Annotated in this window: 12 protein-coding genes; 7 read left to right on the top strand and 5 right to left on the bottom strand. The window is 68.1% G+C overall.

Going from position 1 to position 23491, the window contains the following annotated elements; all coding sequences use genetic code 11:
• A partial coding sequence (locus tag OXR08_RS10435) for a hypothetical protein (RefSeq protein WP_267349609.1) occupies window positions 1-226 on the top strand: 226 nt, incomplete at its 5' end.
• A 200-nt stretch (window positions 227-426) separates the two neighbouring features.
• On the opposite strand, the gene uvrA is transcribed toward OXR08_RS10435, so the two are convergent.
• The 4 genes from uvrA to OXR08_RS10415 all read right to left on the bottom strand — a co-directional run bounded on the left by uvrA (window position 427) and on the right by OXR08_RS10415 (window position 11986).
• On the bottom strand, window positions 427-3333 hold the full coding sequence (gene uvrA / locus OXR08_RS10430) for an excinuclease ABC subunit UvrA (RefSeq protein WP_267349607.1): 2907 nt from the start codon (window positions 3331-3333) through the stop codon (window positions 427-429).
• Between the two features lie 106 nt (window positions 3334-3439).
• Window positions 3440-5272 (bottom strand): methyl-accepting chemotaxis protein, encoded by a 1833-nt coding sequence (locus OXR08_RS10425; protein ID WP_267349605.1) that lies wholly within the window; start codon window positions 5270-5272, stop codon window positions 3440-3442.
• Window positions 5273-5437: 165 nt separating this feature from the next.
• Window positions 5438-8503 (bottom strand): TonB-dependent receptor, encoded by a 3066-nt coding sequence (locus OXR08_RS10420; RefSeq protein WP_267349603.1) that lies wholly within the window; start codon window positions 8501-8503, stop codon window positions 5438-5440.
• Window positions 8504-8902: 399 nt separating this feature from the next.
• Window positions 8903-11986: a TonB-dependent receptor gene (locus tag OXR08_RS10415; RefSeq protein WP_267349601.1), complete on the bottom strand. Its 3084-nt coding sequence runs from the start codon at window positions 11984-11986 to the stop codon at window positions 8903-8905.
• Between the two features lie 196 nt (window positions 11987-12182).
• On the opposite strand from OXR08_RS10415, the gene OXR08_RS10410 reads away from it, so the two are divergent.
• From OXR08_RS10410 to nagE, 6 genes are all read left to right on the top strand, one after another.
• On the top strand, window positions 12183-13214 hold the full coding sequence (locus OXR08_RS10410) for a N(4)-(beta-N-acetylglucosaminyl)-L-asparaginase (protein ID WP_267349599.1): 1032 nt from the start codon (window positions 12183-12185) through the stop codon (window positions 13212-13214).
• The gene (locus tag OXR08_RS10405) at window positions 13211-13954 is read left to right on the top strand and encodes a copper homeostasis protein CutC (protein ID WP_267349597.1); all 744 of its coding nucleotides are present in this window, start codon (window positions 13211-13213) and stop codon (window positions 13952-13954) included. The genes OXR08_RS10410 and OXR08_RS10405 overlap by 4 nt, the downstream gene beginning before the upstream one ends.
• Window positions 13955-14104: 150 nt before the next feature.
• Window positions 14105-15154 carry an SIS domain-containing protein gene (locus OXR08_RS10400; RefSeq protein ID WP_112381931.1) on the top strand — a complete coding sequence of 350 codons (1050 nt, stop codon included), beginning with the start codon at window positions 14105-14107 and terminating at the stop codon, window positions 15152-15154.
• A complete protein-coding gene (nagA, locus tag OXR08_RS10395) occupies window positions 15151-16323 on the top strand; it encodes an N-acetylglucosamine-6-phosphate deacetylase (RefSeq protein WP_267349594.1) in 1173 nt (390 codons plus the stop codon). The genes OXR08_RS10400 and nagA overlap by 4 nt, the downstream gene beginning before the upstream one ends.
• A gap of 30 nt (window positions 16324-16353) precedes the next feature.
• On the top strand, window positions 16354-18849 hold the full coding sequence (gene ptsP / locus OXR08_RS10390) for a phosphoenolpyruvate--protein phosphotransferase (RefSeq protein WP_267349592.1): 2496 nt from the start codon (window positions 16354-16356) through the stop codon (window positions 18847-18849).
• Window positions 18846-20546, top strand: a complete 1701-nt coding sequence (gene nagE / locus OXR08_RS10385; protein WP_267349590.1) for an N-acetylglucosamine-specific PTS transporter subunit IIBC — start codon at window positions 18846-18848, stop codon at window positions 20544-20546. The genes ptsP and nagE overlap by 4 nt, the downstream gene beginning before the upstream one ends.
• Before the next feature lie 42 nt (window positions 20547-20588).
• On the opposite strand, the gene galA is transcribed toward nagE, so the two are convergent.
• Entirely contained in the window at window positions 20589-23468 is a 2880-nt protein-coding gene (galA, locus tag OXR08_RS10380) for a beta-galactosidase GalA (RefSeq protein WP_267349589.1), read from the bottom strand.
• Between the last annotated feature and the right edge of the window lie 23 nt (window positions 23469-23491).

Below are 23491 nucleotides of genomic sequence, written 5' to 3'. Positions count from 1 at the left end.
GGCCGCCAAGGGGGCCGTGTTCGCCGAAAATGGCGGTCTTGATCTTGCCGAAGATGCTCAATTCTTCCTCCACGGTGATGGCTTGCGGGTGGAAGAACGCGGGTGGGAGGGGTTTGATGCATCGACGTGGCGGGATTGGCTGGCGGCCGGCACGGGTCGTCGTGGGGGGGGCGTTCGGGGATCGCGAATTAACCCCCTCCCCTACCGGGGAGCATGGGCGACCTGATGCTGGAGGGGAGCCGCGGCTTTAGCCGTGGAGCGGGTGAGGGATTGCCAAGCAGCGCTGCACTGCTGGTCTGCCCCTCACCCTCCCACCGCTTTCGCGGCGGGCCCCTTCCAGCATCAGGTCGTCCATGCCCCCGGCATGGACTAAACAGCGCGGGGCGCTGTTTACCTGATGCTCCCGGCGGGGAGAGGGATTAGATGTTACTCGGCGGCTTGGGCGTGCGTGCCCTTGTCGAGCAACGGCTTCAGATATTTGCCGGTGTAGCTGCGGGGCTCCGCGGCGACGGTTTCGGGGGTGCCGGCGGCGACGATCTCGCCGCCCTTGACGCCGCCTTCCGGTCCCAGGTCGACGATCCAGTCGGCGGTTTTGATCACATCCAGATTATGTTCAATCACCACCACGGTGTTGCCCTGTTCAACCAGCGCGTGGAGGACCTCCAGGAGCTTGCGGACATCCTCGAAATGCAGGCCGGTGGTGGGCTCGTCGAGGATGTAGAGCGTGTTGCCGGTGGCGCGGCGGGCGAGTTCCTTGGCGAGCTTCACGCGCTGCGCCTCGCCGCCCGACAATGTCGTCGCCTGCTGCCCGACCTTGACATAGCCCAGGCCCACCTCGACCAGCATCGCCATCTTGTCGCGGATCGGCGGCACGTTGACGAAGAAGGCGGCGGCATCCTCGACGTTCATGTCGAGCACGTCGGCGATCGACTTGCCCTTGAACTTCACCTCCAGCGTCTCGCGATTGTAGCGCGCACCATGGCACACGTCGCAGGTGACATAGACGTCGGGGAGGAAGTGCATCTCGATCTTGAGTACGCCATCGCCCTGGCACGCCTCGCACCGTCCGCCCTTCACGTTGAAGGAGAAGCGGCCGGGCTTGTAACCGCGCGCCTGTGATTCCGGGAGCCCCGCGAACCAGTCGCGGATCTGGGTAAAGGCGCCGGTATAGGTCGCCGGGTTCGATCGCGGGGTGCGGCCGATCGGCGACTGGTCGATGTCGATGACCTTGTCGAGATGCTGGAGCCCGGTGATCTTGTCGTGCTTGCCCTGCAGGATGCGCGCGCCGTTCAACTGGCGTGCGGCGGCGGCATAGAGCGTGTCGATGGTGAAGCTCGACTTGCCCGAACCCGACACGCCGGTGATGCAGGTAAAGGTGCCGAGCGGGATCGACGCAGTGACGCCGGTCAGGTTGTTGGCAGTGGCATTGTGCACGGTCAACTGCTTGCCCGAGCCCTTGCGCCGCTTGGGCGGGACGACGACTTCGCGCGTGCCGTTGAGGTAGTCGGCGGTGATCGAGGTCTTGGACTTGAGCAGCTGCTTCAACGTGCCGTGCGCGACGATCTCGCCGCCATGGACGCCGGCGCCCGGCCCCATGTCGATGACGTAATCGGCGGTGCGGATCGCATCCTCGTCATGCTCGACGACCAGCACGGTGTTGCCGAGGTCGCGCAGGCGGCGGAGTGTGGCGAGCAGCATGTCGTTGTCACGCTGGTGCAGGCCGATCGAAGGCTCGTCGAGCACGTAGAGGACGCCGGACAGCCCGGAGCCGATCTGCGAGGCAAGGCGGATGCGCTGGCTCTCACCGCCCGACAGCGTGCCCGAGGTACGGTCGAGGTTCAGGTAATCGAGGCCGACATTGTTGAGGAAGCCGAGCCGCTCGACGATCTCCTTCAGGATGCGTTCGGCGATTGCGCGCTGCTGGTCCGACAGGTGGTTCGGCATGTCGGTGAAGAAGGCGAGCGCATCGACCACCGACAGGCGGGTGCCGTGCGCGATGTCCCGGCCGGCGATCTTCACCGCCAGCGCCTCGGGCTTGAGGCGGGCGCCGTGGCAGGTGTCGCAGGGCTTGGAGGACTGGTATTTGGACAGTTCCTCGCGCATCCAGGCGCTCTCGGTCTGGAGCATGCGGCGGTTGAGGTTGCCGATCACGCCCTCGAACGGCTTCTTCACGTCATACGACTTCTTGCCGTCGACAAAGGTCAGCGTGACCGCCTTGCCCTTGGTGCCGTGCAGGATGATGGACTGGACCTTGGGGTCGAGATCCTTCCAGGCGGTGTCGAGCGCAAAGCCGAACTCGCGCGCGAGGCTGCCCAGCACCTGCATGTAATAGGGGCTGGGCGGATTGGACTTGGCCCAGGGCACGACCGCGCCCTTCTTGATCGACAGGTCGTGATTGGGGACGACGAGATCCTCGTCGAAGAGCAGCGTCTCGCCCAGGCCGTCGCAGGCCGGGCACGCGCCCTGCGGCGCGTTGAACGAGAAGAGGCGCGGCTCGATCTCGGAAATGGTGAAGCCCGAGACGGGGCATGCAAAACGTTCGGAAAAGACGATGCGGCCCGGCGGCGCGTGGTCGCCGAGGACCGCGGACTTGGGCGTGGTCGGCTCGACCGGATCGGCGGGGTCGACATAGGCGAGGCCGTCGGCCAGCTTCAGCGCGGTCTCGAAACTGTCGGCAAGGCGCGTGGCAAGGTCGCCGCGCACGACGAGGCGGTCGACCACCACCTCGATGTCGTGCTTGAACTTCTTGTCCAGCGCGGGGGCTTCCTCGATGTCGTACAGCTCGCCGTCGATGCGCACGCGGGTGAAGCCCGCCTTCTGCCACTCGGCCAGTTCCTTGCGATACTCGCCCTTGCGGCCGCGAACGACGGGGGCGAGGAGGTAGAGGCGCGTCCCCTCCGGCAGGGCCATCACCCGGTCGACCATCTGGCTGACCTGCTGCGCGGCGATCGGCTCGCCGGTGGCGGGCGAATAGGGAATGCCGACGCGCGCCCAGAGCAGGCGCATGTAATCGTAGATCTCGGTAACGGTCGCCACCGTCGAGCGCGGATTGCGGCTGGTCGTCTTCTGCTCGATCGAGATGGCGGGCGACAGGCCCTCGATATGATCGACGTCGGGCTTCTGCATCAGCTCCAGGAACTGGCGCGCATAGGCCGACAGCGACTCGACATAGCGGCGCTGCCCCTCGGCATAGATGGTGTCGAAGGCGAGGCTGGACTTGCCCGAGCCCGACAGGCCGGTGATGACCGTCAGCGTGTCGCGGGGGATGTCGATATCGACATCCTTGAGGTTATGCTCGCGCGCGCCGCGCACCGAAATCTTGGTCAGGGACATGAGGCGAGTTCTACTTCCGTTCCGCTCGGGAGGCCAGAGCCGGAAGATAGGAAGCGATCACCTGCGTTACGAGGGTGGCGGATGGGCCACCCTCGTCATCCCCATCCTAAAACGCGCTCCAATCGTCGTCGTCGAGCTTCAGGGCGGCGTTGCCCTGTACGCGGGCCGGGCGGGCGGTGCGCGGTGACGGCATCTTCGCGACCGGCGCTGGGGCACGCGGGGCGGCGGGCGCCGGGGCGTCCCGGTCGTCGACGCGGAAGCGGTGGACCTGTTGTTCGAGCATGCCGGTCTCGTCGGTCAGGGCACGGACGGCGGCGGTCACCTCCTCGACCATCGCCGCATTCGCCTGCGTCGCGGTGTCCATCTCGCCGATCGCCAGGTTCACCTGCTGGATGCTGGCCGCCTGCTCGCCCGCGCTGCCCGCAATGGCGGTGACGAAGGTCGCGATCTCGTTGATGCCGGTGGTGATCGCACGCAGCGACTGGTCCGTCTGCTGCGCCAGGTCGACGCCGCTGCGCACGCGCTGCACGGTGGCGGTGATGCGCGCGTTGATGTCGCGCGCCGCTTCTGCCGAGCGTTCGGCCAGCGCCCGCACCTCGGACGCGACAACGGCGAAGCCCTTGCCCGCCTCGCCGGCGCGTGCCGCCTCGACCCCGGCGTTGAGGGCGAGGAGGTTGGTCTGGAAGGACAATCCGTCGATCAGCGCGATGATCTCGGCGATTTCGTTGGACGAGCGTTCGATGTCACCGATCGCGGCGACGGTGCGGCGCACGATCTCCTCGCTGGTGTTCACGTCGCGGCTCGCCTTGTGCACGATCGTCTCGGCGGCGCGCGCCTGATCGGCGGTCTGGCGGACGGCACCGGCGATCTCGTTGATCGCGGCCGAGCTTTCCTCCAGGCTGGCCGCCTGTTGCTCGGCGCGGCGCGCGAGGTCGTCGGTGGCGGCATGCATTTCGGCGGTGCTGGCGGCGATGCCGCTGGTGTTGCCGCGCACACCCGCCAGGGCCGCGGACAGGCGCGAGACGGCGGTGTTGAAGTCGCGTTCCAGCGAGGCATAGGACGCCGGAAAGTCCTGAAGCCGGGCACGCAGATCGGATTCGGCGAGTTGCGCCAGCGCGGCGCCGACCTGATCGACCACCATCTGCTGCTCGGCATCGGCGCGCGCCTTGGCGACCGCGGCATCGCGGAACACCACCACCGAGCGCGACATCACGCCGATCTCGTCCCCGCGCGCCTCGTCGGTGACGGTGACGCCGTGATTGCCGCGCGCCAGCGTATCCATGACGCCGGTCAGCCGCACGATCGGCCGCGCCAGCGAGCGGGCAAGCAGGACCGACAGGGTGATCGCCGCCGCCAGCAGGGCAAGGCCGCCCAGAACCAGCGCCCAGCGCCCGGTGCTGATCGCGGCATCGCGCATGTCACGCGCCGCCACCATATGCTCCGCCTGGTCGGCACGCAGCGCACGGAGTGGCGCAAGGACGGGGAGCATCGTCACGGTCTTGCTGGACGCACGCAGCACCTCCTGCGCGGCGGCAGGATCGGTACGCGCCTGCGCGATCAGCGGCTCGCCGATCTGCTGGCGCCAGTCGGCGATCTTGGCAGCCGAACTGGCCACCTGACGCGCCTGTTCGGGTTGCTGCTTCAGCATCGCCTGCAACTTGTCGGCGGACGCGATGCCATCCTCGCGCGCTTCGCGATATTGCTTCAGATAATTCTCGTCACGCGTGATGAGAAAGCCGCGCACCTGGCTGTTCTGGCGCAGGATGGCGATCTCCATCGCCAGCGCCTCGGTAAAGATGTCCTGTGCCAGAACGCTGCGGTGGCTGGTCGCTTCGATCCTGGCGAAGGCGCCCCACAGCACCGCCATCATGACAAGCACGCCCAACACGACGAGCGCAAAGGCTCCGCCGATCTTCTTGGATATTGGCAGAGAATTCACGTCGTATCGCCCCCGAAAACCTTTGTGTATCAAGGGTGAACTGGATCAGGATCCATCAAGGGCGAGTTAACGCGCGGAGCGGCGGCGGCCGCAAAAAAGGGCCCGCCGGCACATGCCGACAGGCCCCTTCTCATTCCCAATACCGCGATCGGTGCGTGAACGACGTCAGAAGTTCATCGTCGCGCCGATGACGATCTGGCGACCCAGCGCGTCATAACGCTGCGGCAGTGTGTTGTTGAAGGTCAACGCGGCCTGACGCGAGTTCTGGATGATCGGCGGATCGCGATCGAACACGTTGTTCGCAGCAAGGCGCAGCGCGAACTGCCGCGACACATTGAACGCCATGGATACGTCGAAGAAGTCCTGCGCACCGATGCGGAAATAGGTGGTGCGCCGGCGTGCCGCGGTGCCGCCGATCGTCGGATCGCCCGAATTGTCCGCGCTGGTGAGCGGCCCGGTGTGGCGCCAGTTGAACGAGATGTTGAACACCGAATCGGGCGTCGTGTAGGTGGTGCGCATCGTGTGCGACCATTTCGGGATCAACTGACCGCAAGCGACGCCGTTCGAGAAATAGCCGGCGCAGTTATATTGCGGACGCAACGGCGAATCCTGAGCACCAGCGAGCGTGGTCAGCGAGCCGTTGAAGTTCAGGTCGATGCGTCCCGCCTGCTGCATGCGCAAGGTGTACTGGCCTTGGAAGTCCCAGCCATTGCCCAGCGTCCTGTACAGATTGGTCGTCCCCTCGCGGAAGAAGCCCGACGTGGGGTTGGTACCCGGGGCATTGTACAGGATGCCGGTCACCGGATCACGCACGACGCCGCGGCAGAAGAACGGATCGCCGTTCGACGCCACGCACCCTTCGGCGAAATAGCTCGCTTCCTGATACCCCAGCGAACCGTTGAGGCGGATCTGGTAGCGATCGACCGAGAAGAACAGGCCCGGAATGAAGCTGGGCTGGAGTACCAGTCCATAGGTCAGCGTGTAGGCGGTTTCCGGATCGGCGGTCCAGCCGCCCGATCGCGCGGTACATGTATTGTCCGGGCAGATCAGGGTTTCGCTGCCATACAGCGCGTCGGACAGGCCGGTCGCGCGACAGACCTCGCGCGAGGCGATCGGTGCGCCGCGCGTGCCGTTGGCATTGACGGTCGGGGCGCAGAAGTCCGTCACGGCCAAGGTGCGGTACGTCTGCTGCGTCGCCTGCCGGATCTCGATCACGGTCGGGGCGCGCTGCGCCTTGTTGTAGGATGCGCGGAAGGTGATGTCGCGGACCGGGGCGTAGAGCCCCTCCACCTTCCAGGTGGTGAAGACCGAGGGGTTGGTGCTGTACTTCGACACGCGGAAGCCGCCATTCGCCTGCAACAGATGCGCGAAGCGCCGGTCCTGCATCAACGGCGCCTGGATCTCGATGTTCGATTCCCAGACATGCTGGCGAAGATCGGCTTCGTTGTTCCCATATTGCACGCGGTATGCCTCGTTCGCACCGGAGAAGAACCGGTCCTCGCGATATTCCGCACCCAGCGCGATCGCGAGGCCGTCTTCCGCCCAGGGCGAGGTAATGCCGTATTTGCCAAGGTCGCCGGTGACGGTGGAGATGACGTTGTACAGTTCGCCGCCACTGTTGACGGCGCCGTCGGTAGCCCCGCCGAACATATAGTTGATCGCCGCGGTATCGTTGAAGCCAGCACGGAAGGCATCAAAGGGAAGACAGGCGCGATCGGTGCCCGTCACCACCGAACGGCAGGTCGGCGTGCCGTTCACGTTCACCACGTCCAGTGCGCGGTTGACGCGAACCGGGTCCGAGAACCGGGCGTAGGCCGTATCCATGCGGTTGAACGCATAGACACCGCCGATGTCATACGTCCACGCCTCGCCAACATTGCCGCGCACGCCGCCGGTGGCCCGGATACCCTTGTTGATGAAGGTATTGGTCTGAAGCGGCTGACCATCGAAACGATAGCGCACGTCCAGCGGCGCGAACGTCCCCGCCCGCCCGGCATTGGTGCCGCACAGGGTATTCGCCTGGCTGCCCGACAGAAACGGATTGTCGCAGTTCACCTGATAGGGCGTCGAGCCGAAGACCGTGGAACTGTAGACCCGCAGCGGCGACCCGTTGCGCGATTCGTTGCGGAACCAGAGCGCGTCGGCGTAGACCTCCACCTCCGGCGCGATCTTGAAGTTGAAGAAGGCGCCGCCGGTGAAGCTCTCCGACTCGCGCTGGAGCGGCGTGAACTCATAGGGGTTGGCCGCATTGCCGCGCCCCGGCCCAAAGGCGACAAAGGTGCGCGAACCGTTCGGGTTGTTGACGAACGACTGCCCCGCGGTCGGGCCGCCGCGCGGCAGGATGAAGCCGCTGGACGAATAGCTCGACAGCGGCGTGCAGGCCACGGGACCGTTGCGAACGGTTTCTTGGATGTAGCAGGGCGAATAGGAACGGTCGGAATAGTTGACCTGATCCGCGGTGCGATAGTTGAAGAAGGTCGAGACGCGCAGACGATCGTCCAGCATCTTCTTGCCCGCGGTGATGGTGATGTCGGCGCGGCCGCCATCGTTGGTCAGGCCGAGTGGCGTCGCGAAGCCGTTGGTACGTGCCAGCGGCGTGACAAATGTTTCGCGATTATTATGGTTGTAGAAGTTGTAGTTGCCATCGATGCGCAGCCCGTCGAAATCCTTGCGCAGGATGAAGTTGATGACGCCCGAAACCGCGTCGGAGCCGTACACCGACGAGGCACCGCCCGACAGCACGTCGATCCGCTCCAGCAACGAAGCGGGAATGATGTTCGTATCCTGTCCGTTCTGCGTGCCGAGTCGCTTGCCGTCGAGCAGCACCAGCGTACGCTCGAAGCCCAGGTTGCGCAGCTTGAGGCGCTGGCGGCCGTCCGAGTCCTGATAGTTCTGCTGGCTGTCCGGCGCGATCTGCGGCAGGCGGTTCAGCACCTCCTCGACGTTCAGCGGACCCTGTGCCTGGATATCCTGCGCGGTGACCGAGGTGATCGGTGAGGCGGAGCTGGTGTTCGGCCGGGCGATGCGCGTGCCGGTGACGATCAGCACGCCGTCGTCGGTCGCGGTGGCCTGTCCGCGGATCGCGGCGGCGCGGGTGTCGGCCGCTTCGGCGGCGAGCGATCCCTGTGCGCTGCCCCCCTGATCGGCATCATCACCGTCTGCGTCGTCGTTGGAGGTCTGTGTGGACGGGCTGGTCGTCTGTGCACCCCAGGCGGGCGCAGCGAACATCATCAACGCGCTGGCCAGCGCAAGCGATGATACCGATTGCTTGAGCATGTCTTCCCCTGTTTTACCGCCAGTGCTTTGTGCTGCGGCTTGGGGAAGATGTCCGGGATATTACGTCACCTCGTCAATACCGATATAATACATGTGCAGCAGTGGACTTGTCCTATTCAGGAAATGCTGACAATCTTTCAAAAGATTACGTCGCAAGAAGTTGATTACCAGTCATATTTTTCATTTCCACCGACCGGCCGTGCAAAATGTCTTGGCAGGATAATTCCTGCCTTTTCAACGAACGACAATGATCACGACCCGATGGATCGGTGTGGCACCTTCGCAACGCGGACAAAAAAAAGACCTGCCGGCGGGGGGTGCCGGCAGGTCGAGGGGGGAGCTTTTTGGAAGGAATCAGAAGTTGATCGTGGTGCCGATCGCGATCTGGCGGCCCAGCGAGTCGTAGCGCGCGGGGATGGTGTTGTTGCGTGCCAGCGCGATGTCGTACGAGTTCGGCAGGATCGGCGGCACCTTGTCGAACAGGTTGTTCGCGATGATCCGGAAAGCGAACTGGCGGGCGATGTTGAAGGTCAGCGCCAGATCGAAATAGCTCTGCGGATCGATGCGGTAGAAGGTGGCGCGTGCCCGCTCCGGCGTGCCGCCGATCGCCTCGTCGCCCGAATTGTTGGCGCTGGTCAGCGAGCCGACATAGCGCCAGTTGAACGAGGCGTTGAAGACGTTGTCCGGCGTGCTCCAGGTGGTGCGGAAATTATGCGACCACTTGGGCAGCAACTGGCCGCAACCATTACCATAATAGCCCACGCAGTTGCGTTGCGGCTGGATCGGCGAATCCTGGCCACCGGCGAAGGTGGTCAGCGAGCCGTTGAAGTTGAAGTCGAAGCGGCCGGCGCCGCCCGCGTTCAGCGTGTATTGGCTCTGGAAATCCCAGCCGCGGGCGATGGACTGGTAATAGTTGGTGGTGCCCTGACGGATGAAGCCGCTGGTCGGGTTGGTGGCGCCCGGCGAGAAGAGGTTGCCGGCCGCGTTGCGGACGATGCCCGAGCAGAAGAACGGGTCGCCGCCCGAGCGCAGGCAGCCGTCGGTGTAGTAGCTGTAGTCGTTATAGCCCAGCGAGTCGTTGATCTTGATGCGGTAGCGATCGACCGAGAAGATCAGGCCGCGGATGAAGCTGGGCTTCACGACGAGGCCATAGGTCTGGGTATAGGCGGTTTCGGGGTCGGCGACGAAGCCGCCCGAGCGGGTGGTGCACTGGTCGTTCGGGCAGATGAGCGAGGTGCTGCCGTACAGGGCGTCCGACAGGCCGGTGGCGCGGCACACTTCGCGCGAGGCGATGGGCGTGCCGTACACGACCTGGCCGGTGGCCGGATCGGTGGTGCGGGTGGGCGCGCAGAAGTCGTTCTGCGACCCCCCTTGCGTGCCGTAGCTGATGTTCTGCGCCTGGCGGATCTCGATCACGGTCGGCGCGCGCTGCGCCTTGTTGAACGAGGCGCGGAAGGTCAGGTCCGACACCGGCGCCCACAGCGCCTCGGCCTTCCAGGTGTTGAAGGTCTGCGGGTTGGAGCTGTACTTCGAAACGCGGAAGCCGCCGTTGACCTGCAACAGATGGGCGAACGGCTTGCGCTGCACGAGCGGCGCCTGCACCTCGATGTTCGATTCCCACACGTCCTGCGAGGTCGAGAAGTCCTCGCCGCCGTTCAACTGGCGGTACAGATCGTTGGCATAGCCGCGGAAGCTGTCCTTGCGATATTCGGCGCCGAGCGCGATGGCCAGGCCGTCCTCCGCGAAAGGCGAGGTGACGCCATACTTGCCGAGATCGCCGGTCACGCTGGTGACCACGTCCCACAGCTCGCCGACGCTGCCCTGCGACTGGAGGTCGCCGGTCAGCAGGTAGTTCATCACCGCGGCACCGGGCACGCCGGCGCGGAACGCGTCGAGCGGCACGCACGACGGGTCGGTGCCGTTCACCACCGAGCGGCAGGTGGGCGTGCCGTTGACGCTGACCACGTCCAGCGCACGGTTGACGCGGGTGTAATCGGGGATGTCGCCTGCGGTGATCGTCTGCTGGTTGCGGGCATAGACGCCGCCGACGTCATAGGTCCACGCATCGCCCACCTTGCCGCGGATGCCAGCGGTCGCGCGGATGCCCTTGTTGACATATTCGTCGAGCACATAGGGCAGGTCGTTGAAGCGATAGCGCACGTCGAGCGGCGCGGTCGCGGTGGCCGAGCCCGCCTGCGCGCCGCACAGCGTCGTCGCCTGCGCGCCCGACAGGAACGGATTGTCGCAATTCACCTGATACGGCGTGGTGCCATAGGCGGTGTAGCTGAGGATGCGGTTGGGATAGCGGTTGTAGGACTTGTCCCGGAACCAGATCGCCGAGCCGTACAGTTCGGTATCCGAACCCAGTTGCAGCGTGGCGAAGCCGCCGGCGTTCCAGCGTTCGAGCTGGCGCTGGTAGGAATAGCCGTCATACGGGTTGGCGGCGTTGCCCGGCCCTGCGCCATAGGGCACGAAGGTGCGCGTGCCGTTGGGGTTGTTCACCAACTGCGCGCCGTTGTTCACGGTGCCGGCGGGCTGGATGTAGCCGCTGGGCGAATAGGTGGACAGGGTGCAGGACAGCGGACCGTCCTTGCCGTTTTCGACCAGCTGGCAGGGCGAGCTGGAGCGCGCCGAATAGTCGACCACGTCGGCCTGACGATAGTTGACGAAGCCCATCAGGCTGAGCGCGTCGCCGAACAGCTTCTTGCCGGCGGTCAGCGTGATGTCGGACCGGCCGCCATCGTTGGTCAGCCCGCGCGGCGAGGTGAAGGAATTGTTGCGCGCGATCGGCGAGACCAGCGTGTCGCGGTTGTTGTGGTTGTAGAAGCTGTAGTTCGCATCCAGCCGGACGCCCTCGAAGCTGGGGCGCAGGATGAAGTTGACGACGCCGGCGACCGCGTCCGAGCCGTAGACCGACGAAGCGCCGCCCGACAGCACGTCGATGCGCTCCAGCAGCGACGGCGGGATGATGCCGGCGTCCTGGCCGTTCTGGGTGCCCAGGCGCTTGCCGTCGATCAGCAACAGCGTGCGCTCAAAGCCCAGGCTGCGCAGCTTGATGCGCTGGCGGCCGTCCGAATCCTGATAGTTCTGCTGGCTGTCCGGTGCGACCTGCGGCAGGCGGTTCAGCACTTCCTCGACGTTCAGCGGCGCCTGCGCCTTGATGTCCTGCGTGGTGACCGAGGTGATCGGCGCGGCGGACGCGACGTTGGGCCGCTGGATGCGCGTGCCGGTGACGACCAGGGTCTGGCCCTCGCCATCCTCCTGCGGTGCCGCGGCCTGCTGTCCGCCGATCGCGGCAGCGCGCGTCTCGGCCGACTGCTCGACCGCATCGGTGGTCGCCGGATCGGTATTGGACGCTTGCTGCGCCAGCGCCGGCACGGCGGATAGGACCAGCGACCCCGCCAGCGCCATGATCGATACAGACTGCTTCAGAACCATCTCGAACCCCTTGCCCCACATTTTGTTGATTCAATTCCGTGGGTTGAGAGCCATGTTTTCGAGAGATTCTCTTGTCAGTCAATACCTCATTGATACCTTTGGGTAGACCAATGCAGTTTAAATGTTGCAGCCAGGGACAAGGCATGCATTGTTTGGGACAAGGCGCGGTGGACGATCCGGGCCAAGGGGGATGACGATGACGACGCGGCGATCGGTACTTCAAGCATCGGTATTGGGCGGGATGGGCGCCGCCGCGGCGATGGCGGGCGGCGCGCGGGCGGCGGGCAAGGACGCCGCCGGTTCGGCGCTGATCGTGTCGACCTGGGATTTCGGCGCCGCCGCCAACGATGCCGCCTTTGCCGCGATGAAGGCGGGCGGCACGCTGATCGATGCGGTGGAGGCCGGCGGCAAGGTGCCGGAGGCGGACCCGAGCAACCATTCGGTCGGCTATGGCGGCTATCCCGATCGCGACGGGCATGTGACGCTGGACGCGGTCATCATGGACGATGCCGGCGGCGTCGGCGCCGTGGCGGCGCTGGAGGAGACCATGCACGCGATCTCCGTGGCGCGCGCGGTGATGGAGAAGACGCCCCACACGATGCTGGTCGGCGAAGGCGCGACGCGCTTTGCGCGCGACCAGGGCTTTCCGCGCCAGAACCTGCTGACGCCGGAGGCCGAGGCGGAATGGCGCAAATGGCTGACCACCGCGCGGTATCGCCCGGTCGCCAACAGCGAGGTCGGCACCTATGGCGCCGCGCCCCCCCACCGCACGCCCGGCGGCGCGCTGGATCATGACACGATCGGCCTGCTGGCGCGCGACACCAGCGGCCGGATGGCGGGCGCGTGCACCACATCGGGCATGGCATTCAAGATGCGCGGCCGGGTCGGCGATTCGCCGCAGGTCGGCGCCGGCCTCTATGTCGAGCGCGGCGTGGGCGGCGCCACCTCCACCGGGCTGGGCGAGGAAGTGACGCGCGTATCGGGCACCGCCCGCGTCGTCGCCTCGATGCGCGCCGGCCTTGCCCCACAGGCGGCGTGCGAGGAAGTGGTGCGCCACATCGCGGCCCTGCGCCGCGACGCGATCAAGGGCGTGCAGGTCGGCTTCCTGGCGATGGATACCAGGGGGCGGATCGGCGCCTTCTGCCTGCTGCCCGGCTTCACCTATGCGGTGACCGACACCGCCGGGCGGACGACGGTGCTGAAGGCGCCATCGTTGTTCAAGGCATGACATACCGGCTGGAGGTCTGTGTCGAGGATGCCGCCGGGATCGCCGCGGCGGCATCGGGCGGCGCCGACCGCATCGAGCTGTGCAGCGCGCTGGGCGTCGGCGGCCTGACGCCGCCGGCCTCGCTGATCCGCGCGGCGGCGGCGGCCCCCCTGCCCGTCCATCTGCTGTGCCGCCCGCGCCAGGGCGGGTTCGTCTGCGACGCGGCGGACCGGGCGCTGGTCGCCGATGACATCCGCGGCGCAGCGGAGGCCGGGCTGGCGGGCGTGGTGATCGGCGCGAGCCGGGCGGACGGCACGCTGGACACCGATACGCTGGCCGCGTGGGTGGCGCTGGCGCGCGAACTGGGGGCGGCGCGCGGAAGCGCGCTGTCGCTGACGCTGCACCGGGCGTTCGATCTGGTGCCGGACATGGCCGCGGCCCTGGACGATGCGATCGCACTCGGCTTCGACCGGGTGCTGACCTCGGGCGGGGCGGTGAAGGCGGTGGACGGCGCAGCGGCTCTGGCCGCGCTGGTCGAACGATCGGCGGGGCGGATCGGCATCCTGGCGGGCAGCGGCGTGTCCCCCGCCACCGCGCAGGCGATCCTCGCGACCGGGGTGCGCGAACTCCACGCCTCGTGCCGGCGCGCCGTGGCGCAAGGCGACGACACGCTGGTGCGGTTCGGCTTTGCCGCCGCGCAACGCATGGAAACCGACGCGGGAATCGTCGCCACCCTGGCGCAGATGGTGAAGTGCGCTTGAATAATACCAATATATGACTTACGCTTCCCAACGAGCGGTTTGCCACGGCGGTGACCGCCTGCGCGTCGTTCGGCCCGAGGCTTGTCGCCAAGCGCCTGCCGGTCGCCCGCGCACCCCATTCTTGGCCGACAAGGAGCCAGCGCGCCTGCCATGACGGATGATCCGCAGATCGCAACCCGCAGCGAAACGGACACGCTGATGCACGCCGAGGCGGCCGAGGCGAGCGCGGCGGTACGTCGCCTGATTGCCGCCAATGGCGACACGCTGGCCGCGCTCGGCGCCCGGCTGCGCGCAGCACCGCCCGCCGTGGTGGTGACGTGCGCGCGCGGCTCGTCCGACCATGCCGCGACCTATGGAAAATATCTGATCGAAACGCTGGTCGGCGTGCCGGTCGCCTCCGCCGCGCCGTCGGTCGCGTCGGTGTACGAAGCCAGCGTCACCAGCCCGGCGATGTTGTGCATCGCGATCTCGCAAAGCGGGCGCAGCCCCGACCTGCTGGCCAGCGTCGCGGCGCAAAAGGCCGCAGGCGCGCATGTCGTGGCGCTGGTCAACGACACGACCTCGCCACTGGCGGAGGCGGCGGACACGCTGGTGCCGTTGATGGCCGGCCCCGAGAAGTCGGTCGCGGCGACCAAGTCGTACATCACCGCGCTCGCCGCGCTGGCGCTGCTGGCGGCGGAATGGGCCGGGGACGATGCGCTGAAGGCCGCCGTCCGGACATTGCCCGACCGGCTGGCCCAGGCCTGGAGTTGTGACTGGAGCGCTGGCCGCGAGGCCCTGGTCGATGCCACCAACCTGTTCGTCATCGGCCGCGGCTTCGGCCTGGCGATCGCGCAGGAAGCGGCGCTGAAGCTCAAGGAAACCTGTGCGCTGCACGCCGAAGGGTTCAGCGCGGCCGAGGTGCGCCACGGGCCGATGGAGATCGTCGATGCCGGTTTCCCGCTGATCGCCTTTGCCACGTCCGACAGCGCGGGCGACGGCGTGCGCGAGGCGGCGGCGGAGTTCACGACGCGCAGCGCCCGCGTGCTGCTCGCCGATGCCAAGGGCGGCGGCACACTGCCCGCGCTGGCCGACCATCCGGCCATCGAACCCATACTGATGATCCAGAGTTTCTATCGCATGGCCAACGCATTGTCGGTGGCCCGCGGGCTCAACCCCGATGCCCCGCGCCATTTGAGCAAGGTCACCCGCACGCTATGACGCTGCATCGCTTCACCAACGGCCATATCGTCACGGCCAGCGGCGTGTTGACCCGGGCGACGATCGACGTCGAAGGCGGCGTGATCGTCGCGGTCACCGGCGATGTCGGCGACGGCGAGGACGCGACCGACCTTCGCGGCGGCTGGCTGATGCCGGGCTTCATCGACACGCAGGTGAATGGCGGCGGCGGCGTGCTGTTCAACGACGAACCCACGGTGGAGGGCATCGCCGCCATCGCCGCCGCGCACGCACCCTATGGCACCACCGGCCTGATGACGACACTGATCAGTGATCGGCCGGCGGTGGTGGCGCGCGCGCTGGACGCCACCGATGCGGCGATCGCCGCCGGCGTTCCCGGCGTGCTGGGCACCCATGTCGAGGGGCCGGTGCTGGCGCTGAGCCGCAAGGGCATCCACGATCCCAGCCGTTTCCAGCCGCTCGACGACGAACTGATGGCGATCCTGACGCAGCGCCGCACCGGCCGCGTCATGGTGACGCTGGCCCCGGAACGGGTGTCGCCCGCGCAGATCGAGGCGCTGGTGGCGGCGGGCGTGTTGGTCTGCATTGGCCATACCGATGCCGACTATGCCACCACGCGCGCCGCGTTCGATGCCGGGGTGACCGGCGTGACGCACCTGTTCAATGCGATGTCGCCGCTCGTCCACCGTGCGCCGGGCGTGGTCGGCGCCGCGCTGGACGACCAGCGGGTCTATTGCGGGATCATCGTCGACGGCTTCCATGTCGATGACGCGGCGCTGCGCATCGCGCTGCGTGCCCGGCCGCTCGACCGGTTCATGCTGGTGTCGGACGCGATGCCCTGCGTGGGCGCCGCTTCCAAGGACTTCGTGCTGCAGGGCAAGCCGATCCATGTCGAGGACGGGCGCTGCGTCGGTGCCGACGGCACGCTGGCCGGCTCCGACCTGGACATGGCGGGCGCGGTGCGCGGCGCGGTGACGCGTCTCGGCCTGTTGCCCGAACAGGCGGCCGCCATGGCGGCGACCAGCCCGGCGGCGTTCCTCGGCCTGACCGCCGAGCGGGGGCAGATCGCCCCCGGCCAGCATGCCGACTGGGTGTACCTGACCGCGGACCTGACCCCGGCGGGTACCTGGATCGGTGGCGAGCCGATCGCCGCCCCGGCGGCGCTGCCGCTGGACGAACCCGTCGCCTGACCACCCCTTATCGCGTTTCCCGGAGATATCATGGCCACCATCCCCCTGTTTGCGCCGTTGGAGGGCTGGGCCGGCCCCATTCGGGACGTCCCCGACGCGGTCTTTGCCGAGGCGATGCTGGGCGACGGGATCGCGATCGATCCGGTGGCGGGCATGCTGGTCGCGCCGTGCGACGCGCAAGTGGTGACCGTTCAGCCGACCGGCCATGCGATCACGCTGGTGACGCCCGAGGGGGCCGAACTACTGATCCATATCGGGCTGGACACGGTGGCGCTGGCCGGGCGCGGCTTCGAACCGGTGGTAAAGGCCGGTGACCGCGTGGCGTGCGGGGCGGCGCTGATCCGGTTCGATCTGGACATGGTGGTGCGCGAGGCGCGCGCGGTGGTGACGCCGATCGTGGTGACCAACGGCGAACGCTTCGCGATCGAACACCGCGCGGATGCCGGCATGGTCGCGGTGGGCGATCCGCTGATGACGCTGGTGGCGCGCGCCGACGTGGCCGCCACGACCGCCGCGCAAGGGGGCGCCAGCGCCAGCCGGGTGATCGCGGTGCCGCTGGTCCACGGCATCCACGCCCGTCCCGCCGCGCGCATCGCCGACCTCGCCAAGCGGTTCGCTGCCGAGGTGACGCTGGAAAAGGACGGCACCGGCGCCAGCGCGCGCAGCCCGATCGGCCTGCTGGCGCTGGGGGTCGGGCATGGCGACACGGTGACGATCACCGCGACCGGCCCGGATGCCGAGGATGCGGTGGCCACGCTCGCCGAACTGATCCTGAGCGGCATCCATGAGGACGCGCCCGCCCCTGCCCCACCGCCGCCGCCGCCCGCGCCCGTCCTGGCGGAGCTTCCCGAAGGCGCGCTGGCTGGCGTGACCGCCGCGCCCGGCCTGGCGATCGGCACCGTCGCCCTGTGGCACGCGGAGGACCTGTCTCTGCCCGTCGAGGGCGCCGGCATCGCCGCCGAGGAAGCCTGTTTCGACGCGGCACGCCGCGCGCTGGCCGAGGAACTGGCGACGCGCAGCGCGAGCGCGACGGGGCCGGCCCGTGCGATCTTCGAGGCGCATGCCGCGATGCTGGACGACCCTGTGCTGATCGAGGCGACGCTCGCCGGCATCGCGCAGGGACAGAGCGCCGGCCATGCCTGGCGCGGCGCGATCCGGCCGCAGGCGGATGCCTTGCGTGCCGGTGGCGACCGGCGGCTGGCCGAGCGCGCGGACGACATGCGCGATCTGGAGCGGCAGTTGATCGCGCGCCTGATGGGCGTGGAGGACACGCGCGCCGACCTGGCGCCGGGCACGATTCTGGTCGCCGACGATCTGTTGCCGTCGCAATTGATGGGGCTGGACCTCGACCGGCTCGCGGGACTCGCGGTGGAGCGTGGCGGGCCGACCTCGCACGTCGCGATCCTGGCCGCCTCGCGCGGGTTGCCGGCGCTGGTCGCGATCGGCGCGGGTCTGCGCGATGTGGCCGCGGGAACGCGCGTCGTGCTGGATGCCAGCGGCGGGCTGATCCATGTCGCGCCGTCGGCCGACACGCTGGCATCTGCCGAGACGCGTATCGCAGAGGCGCAGCGCCGCCGCGCCGATGCGCTGGCACGGGCCGGTGAGGATTGCCGGACGCGCGACGGCACGCGGATCGAGCTGTTCGCCAATTGCGGCTCCGCCGACGATGCGCGGGTCGCGGTGGCGAACGGCGCGGAGGGCTGCGGCCTGCTTCGCACCGAACTGCTGTTCCTGGAACGCGACACGGCGCCCAGCCTGGAGGAACAGGTTGCCGATTATCAGGCGGTGGCCACCGCGCTGGACGGCCGGCCGCTGATCGTGCGCCTGCTCGACATCGGTGGCGACAAGCCTGCGCCCTACCTTCCCATCCCGCCGGAGGAGAATCCGGCGCTGGGCCTGCGCGGCATCCGCGTCGGCTTTGCGCACCCCGAAATCCTGGAGGACCAGATCCGCGCGATCCTGTCGGTCGAACCGGTCGGGCAATGCCGGATCATGGTGCCGATGATCGCGGGCGTCGACGAACTGCGCCGGGTCCGCGCGGTGCTGGAGGGGATCGAGGCGGGCTCGCGCGTCCAACTGGGCGTGATGGTCGAAACGCCCGCCGCCGCCGTCACCGCCGACCTGCTGGCGCGCGAAGCGGACTTCCTGTCGATCGGCACCAACGACCTGACGCAATATGCACTGGCCATGGACCGCGGCAATGCCAGCGTCGCCGGCGCGCTCGACGGGCTGCACCCGGCCGTGCTGCGCCTGATCGGGGAAACGGTGAAGGGCGCGAACGTGCATGGCCGCTGGACCGGCGTGTGCGGCGGCCTGGCCTCCGATCCGCTGGCGGTGCCGATCCTGGTCGGGCTGGGCGTGACCGAGCTGTCCGCCGCGCCCGCCGCCGTGCCCGAGATCAAGGCGCTGGTCGCAGCGCTCGACATGGCGGCCGCCCGCGCGCACGCACAGGCGGCGCTGGCCTGCGCGACCGCCGCCGAGGTGCGCGCGCTCGCACGCAAGTTCGAAGGGGAGTTGGGCGCATGAGGGCCATTCTGGGAGCGTTGCAGCCACTGGGCCGCGCGCTGATGCTGCCGATCGCGGTGCTGCCCATTGCCGGGCTGCTGCTGCGTCTCGGCCAGCCCGACCTGCTCGACATCGCGTTCGTCAGCGCGGCGGGCGATGCCATCTTCGCGCATCTGGGCCTGCTCTTCGCGATCGGCGTGGCGACCGGGTTCGCCCGGGACGGCAACGGCGCGGCGACGATGGGCGGCCTGGTCTGCTACCTCGTCGCCACCGCCGGCGCGCAGGCGCTGTTCGTGGTGCCGCCCGACGTGCTGGCCACCGTGCCCGAGGGCTTGCGCGCCACCGTCGAGAAGGCGTGGAAGGCGACCACCGTCGCCAAGTTCGACGTGCCCGTCGGCATCATCGCCGGCGCGATCGGCGGCAGCTTCTACAACCGCTTCTCCAACCTGAAGCTGCCCGACTACCTCGCCTTCTTCGGCGGACGCCGCTTCGTCCCCATCGCCTCCGGCTTCGCCGGCCTCGGCCTCGCCCTCATCCTCGGCATCAGCTATGCGTGGATCAGCGCCGGCATGGACGCGCTGTCGGCGGGCGTGGTCGCGGCGGGTGGCGCGGGGCTGTTCGCCTTTGGCTTGCTCAACCGGCTGCTGCTCGTCACCGGGCTGCACCACATCCTGAACAACGTCGCCTATTTCTCGGTCGGCGAGTTCCAGGGCAAGACCGGCGACCTGACGCGCTTCTTCGCGGGCGATCCCACCGCGGGCGGCTTCATGAGCGGGTTCTTCCCGGTCATGATGTTCGGCCTGCCTGCCGCCTGTCTGGCGATGTATCACGAGGCGTTGCCGGAACGGCGCAAGGCGGTGGGCGGGTTGCTGCTCAGCCTTGCGCTCACTTCATTCCTGACCGGGGTGACCGAGCCGATCGAGTTTTCGTTCATGTTCCTGGCGCCGGCGCTATATGCGGTGCATGCGGTGCTGACCGGTACGGCGGAGGCGGTGATGAACGCGCTGGGGGTGAAGCTGGGGTACGGTTTCTCCGCCGGGCTGTTCGACTATGCGCTGAACTTCGGCAAGGCGACCAAGCCATTGATGTTGCTGCCGGTGGGGGCCGCCTATGCCCTCGCCTATTACGCGATCTTCCGCTTCGCCATCCGGCGCTTCGGCTTGCAGACGCCGGGCCGGGAGCCGATCGCCGAGGGCGCAGCCACCGCGGTCGCGCCGGTCGCGGCCGGCGAGCGCGGGACGGCGTTCGCCCAGGCCCTGGGCGGCGCGGCGAACCTGCGCGACGTGGGCGCGTGCACGACCCGGCTGCGGCTGGTGGTGAACGATCAGGACGTGGTGGACGAGGCGGCGTTGAAGGCCTTGGGCGCGCGGGGGATCATCCGCCCGTCCGCCACCGCGCTCCAGGTGGTGGTCGGCCCGATCGCCGACACGGTGGCGTCGGAGATACGCGATGCGCTGGCGGCAGGAGGTGGCGCCATGGCCGTCGCTCCGGTGGCCGAGGCGGAGACCAGCAAGGCCGTGCAACTGACCCCGGCCCTGGTGCACGCGCTGGGTGGCAAGGTCGGTGCCGCCAGCGTCCATGCCGGGCGCGTGCGGGTCGAGGTTGCGGGGGCCGTGGATGACGCGGCGCTGGCGAAGCTCGGCGTGAAGGCGGTGGCGCGACCGGCGACCGGGGTCGTGCATCTGCTGGGCGATGCCGACCGGTTCGTCGCGGGTTGAGAGTCTAAGCCCTCTCCCGTCTGGGGAGAGGGCGTAGCCTGATCACTCCACCGTCAGCGTCACCGGGCCGGTGATGCCGGCACCTTCCACCACCAACAGGATCGTGCGCACGCCTGAGCCGGCCGGAAGGCGCGCCTCCAGCGGGCCGGCGGTGCTGCTATCCTTGGTCGCGAGACGGCGGCCATCGGCGTAGAGTTCGGCGCGGCCGGTGATCTCGCGGAAGCGGAGCATGCCGCCCTCCGCCGCGATGCGCTTCCACGGGGTGACCATGGTGCGCCAGGCGCGCCAGTTGCCGGCGGGATCGGGCTTGGCGCCATTCCCGGCACGGGCAAAGGCCCAACTGTTGTTGTCGCCGTCGGGCGGTGCGGCGTCGGGACCCGGCTTCGTCGCGGAGGCGGGCGAGCGACGCCATTCGCGCAAGGCCTGCCCGCCGAAGCTTTCCGGCCATTGCGCGACCTCGGCCACCGGGCGGCGCGTGATGATCAGGCGCGCGGGCGACAGGCCCTCCGCCTCGGCACGAAGGCTGACGCGGCCGCCCCCCCTGTCCGCGCGGATGATGATCTGGGCAAGGCCGTTGAACAGCGAGCGGGCATTGCCCTTTTCGGGTTCGTGGCTGTTGGGATCGCCATTGCCGATGCCAATGATCTCGGCACCCTCGACCGAAAAGCGCGTCGGCAGGTTGGCGGTGGGAACGTGGCGCCCCTTGGCATCGACCGCATCGATGGTGATCGCCTGCGCATCCTCGCCGTCACCGGCCATGACGCTGCGCGCGGGCGTCAGGCGGAGCGCGACGGGCGGCCCGGCGGTTTCCTGCACCGCGGTCGCCACCACGCGGCCGCCACGCATCGCGATCGCCTCGATCCGGCCGGGGGCGTAGGGCACGGTCCATTCATTGCCCATGATCCGGTCGACCTGTTGCGGTTCGAGATCGCGGCCATTTACGCGCAAGGTGACCGTTTCGGCGTTGCTCGTCACGAACAGGCGGATCGGCTGGCCTTCCTTGCCGCCCCAGGTCCAGTGCGGCGCGATTGCGACGACGGGGCGGTCGTCCACCCAGTGCGCGGCGTGGATGTCGGTCGCGGTCTTGGGAAAACCGCACAGGTCCATGACCCCGAAGAAGCTGGAGATGGTCGGCCAGGCATAGGGGGTCGGCTCGCCATGATAGTCGAAACCGGTCCAGACAAAGCCGCCCGCGACGAAGCGACGCTCCATGATCTTGCGCCAGGTATTGCGATGCGTGTCGCCCCAGCTTGCCGCCTCGTCATCATAGGAACTGATGACATGCGCCTTGGGATCGCTGTGGAAGGCGCCGCGCGTCTCGTATGCGCTGGTATCCTCCGAACTGGTCATCGCCCGGTCGGGAAAGAGGCGGTGGAACTGGTCGTAGTCGTTCTGGTAATAGTTGAAGCCGGTCACGTCGACGACGCTGGACACGCTGTTCGGTTCAAAGAATGCGCCGTTCATCGCCGCGGTGACCGGGCGGCTGTCGTCCAGCGCCTTTACCTCATGCGCCATGCGGCGGACCATTTCGACGCCGGCCTCCGTCCCCTGCATCGGTTCCTCGTTGAACACCGACCAGAGGATGATCGAGGGGTGGTTGCGGTCGCGCCGGACCAGCCAGCGCAGTTGCGCCATATAGTCGGGCGCGGGGTTGAACTGCCGGTTCTCGTCCATGACGAGAAAGCCCATCGCGTCGCACAGGTCGAGAAACTCGGTCGACGGCGCATTGTGCGAGCAGCGGATCGCGTTGCAGCCGATCGCCTTCAGCCGTTCCAGCCGCCAGCGGTGCAGGCTGTCGGGGATCGCGGTGCCGACGCCGGCATGGTCCTGATGCAGGCACACGCCCTTCAGCTTCACCGGCCGGTCGTTGAGGAAGAAGCCTTCGCCTGCGTCGAAGCGGATGGTGCGGAAGCCGATGGGGGTGCGGCGCTCGTCGACGGCCGCGCCGTCCACCAGCACGCGGGTGACGACGGTGTGGAGCGTCGGCGCCTCGACCGACCACAGGACCGGGGTTCCGGCATCCAGCGTCAGCGTTGCGACCGCCTCGTCCAGGGGCGTGACGGTGGCGGGCGTCTCGGCACGGGTGAGCAGACGGCCATCGGGGGCGAGCAGCTGCGCCTCCACCGTCACGGTCGCCGCCTCGCGTGCAACGCTGTTCAGCGTGACGGCGACGGGCACCTGCCAGCGCCCGGCACCGCGGCGCGGATCGCAGTGGACGCCGTCGGTCGCGATCGACACGGGCGCGCGGCGGACCAGCCAGGCATGGCGGTAAAGCCCCGCACCTTCATACCACCAGCCCTCCATAGCGTTCGCATCGACGCGGATGGCGATCGTGTTCAGTTCCTCGCCGAAACGCGCAAACGGCGTCAGGTCGATATAGATGCTGTTATAGCCCGACCAGTTGTGCGCCACCGTGCTGCCGTTCAGCCAGATCGTCGCATTGGTGGCGATGCCGTCGAAATGCAGTTCGAGGCGCTTGCCCCGGTCGGCGGGGTCGAGCGCGAAGCGGCGGCGGTACCAGCCGATGCCGCGACGGCGATAGCCCTGCGCGACGTTGGCGCTTTCCTCGAAGGGCTGTGCGCTGGCCCAGTCGTGCGGCAGGCGGATGCGCGCCCAGTCGCTGTCGTCATGGTCGATCGCCGCGGCACCCTGAGCATTGCCGGCCTTGACGCTGAGATAAGTGGCGTTGTGCGAATCCAGCACGGGATCACCAATGTCGCCTTCGTGGAACAGCCAGCCGCGCTCCATGCGGGTCTTGTTCGCATCATGGACGGGCAGCGGCGGGGGCAGCGTATTGCCGGGCGCGGGCATCGGCAGGGCACCCGCCTCCCCCATCCGGCGATTGCGGGGGGCGGCCTGAACGGGCAGCGCGAGAACGGCACCGGCACTGGCGCCGGTGAGGAGCAGTTGACGGCGATTCAAGAGCGGAAACTCCTCGGGCATCG

Source organism: Sphingomonas sp. GM_Shp_2 (assembly GCF_026540875.1).
GTDB lineage: Bacteria > Pseudomonadota > Alphaproteobacteria > Sphingomonadales > Sphingomonadaceae > Sphingomonas > Sphingomonas carotinifaciens.
This window is presented reverse-complemented; position numbering and strand designations above follow the sequence as displayed.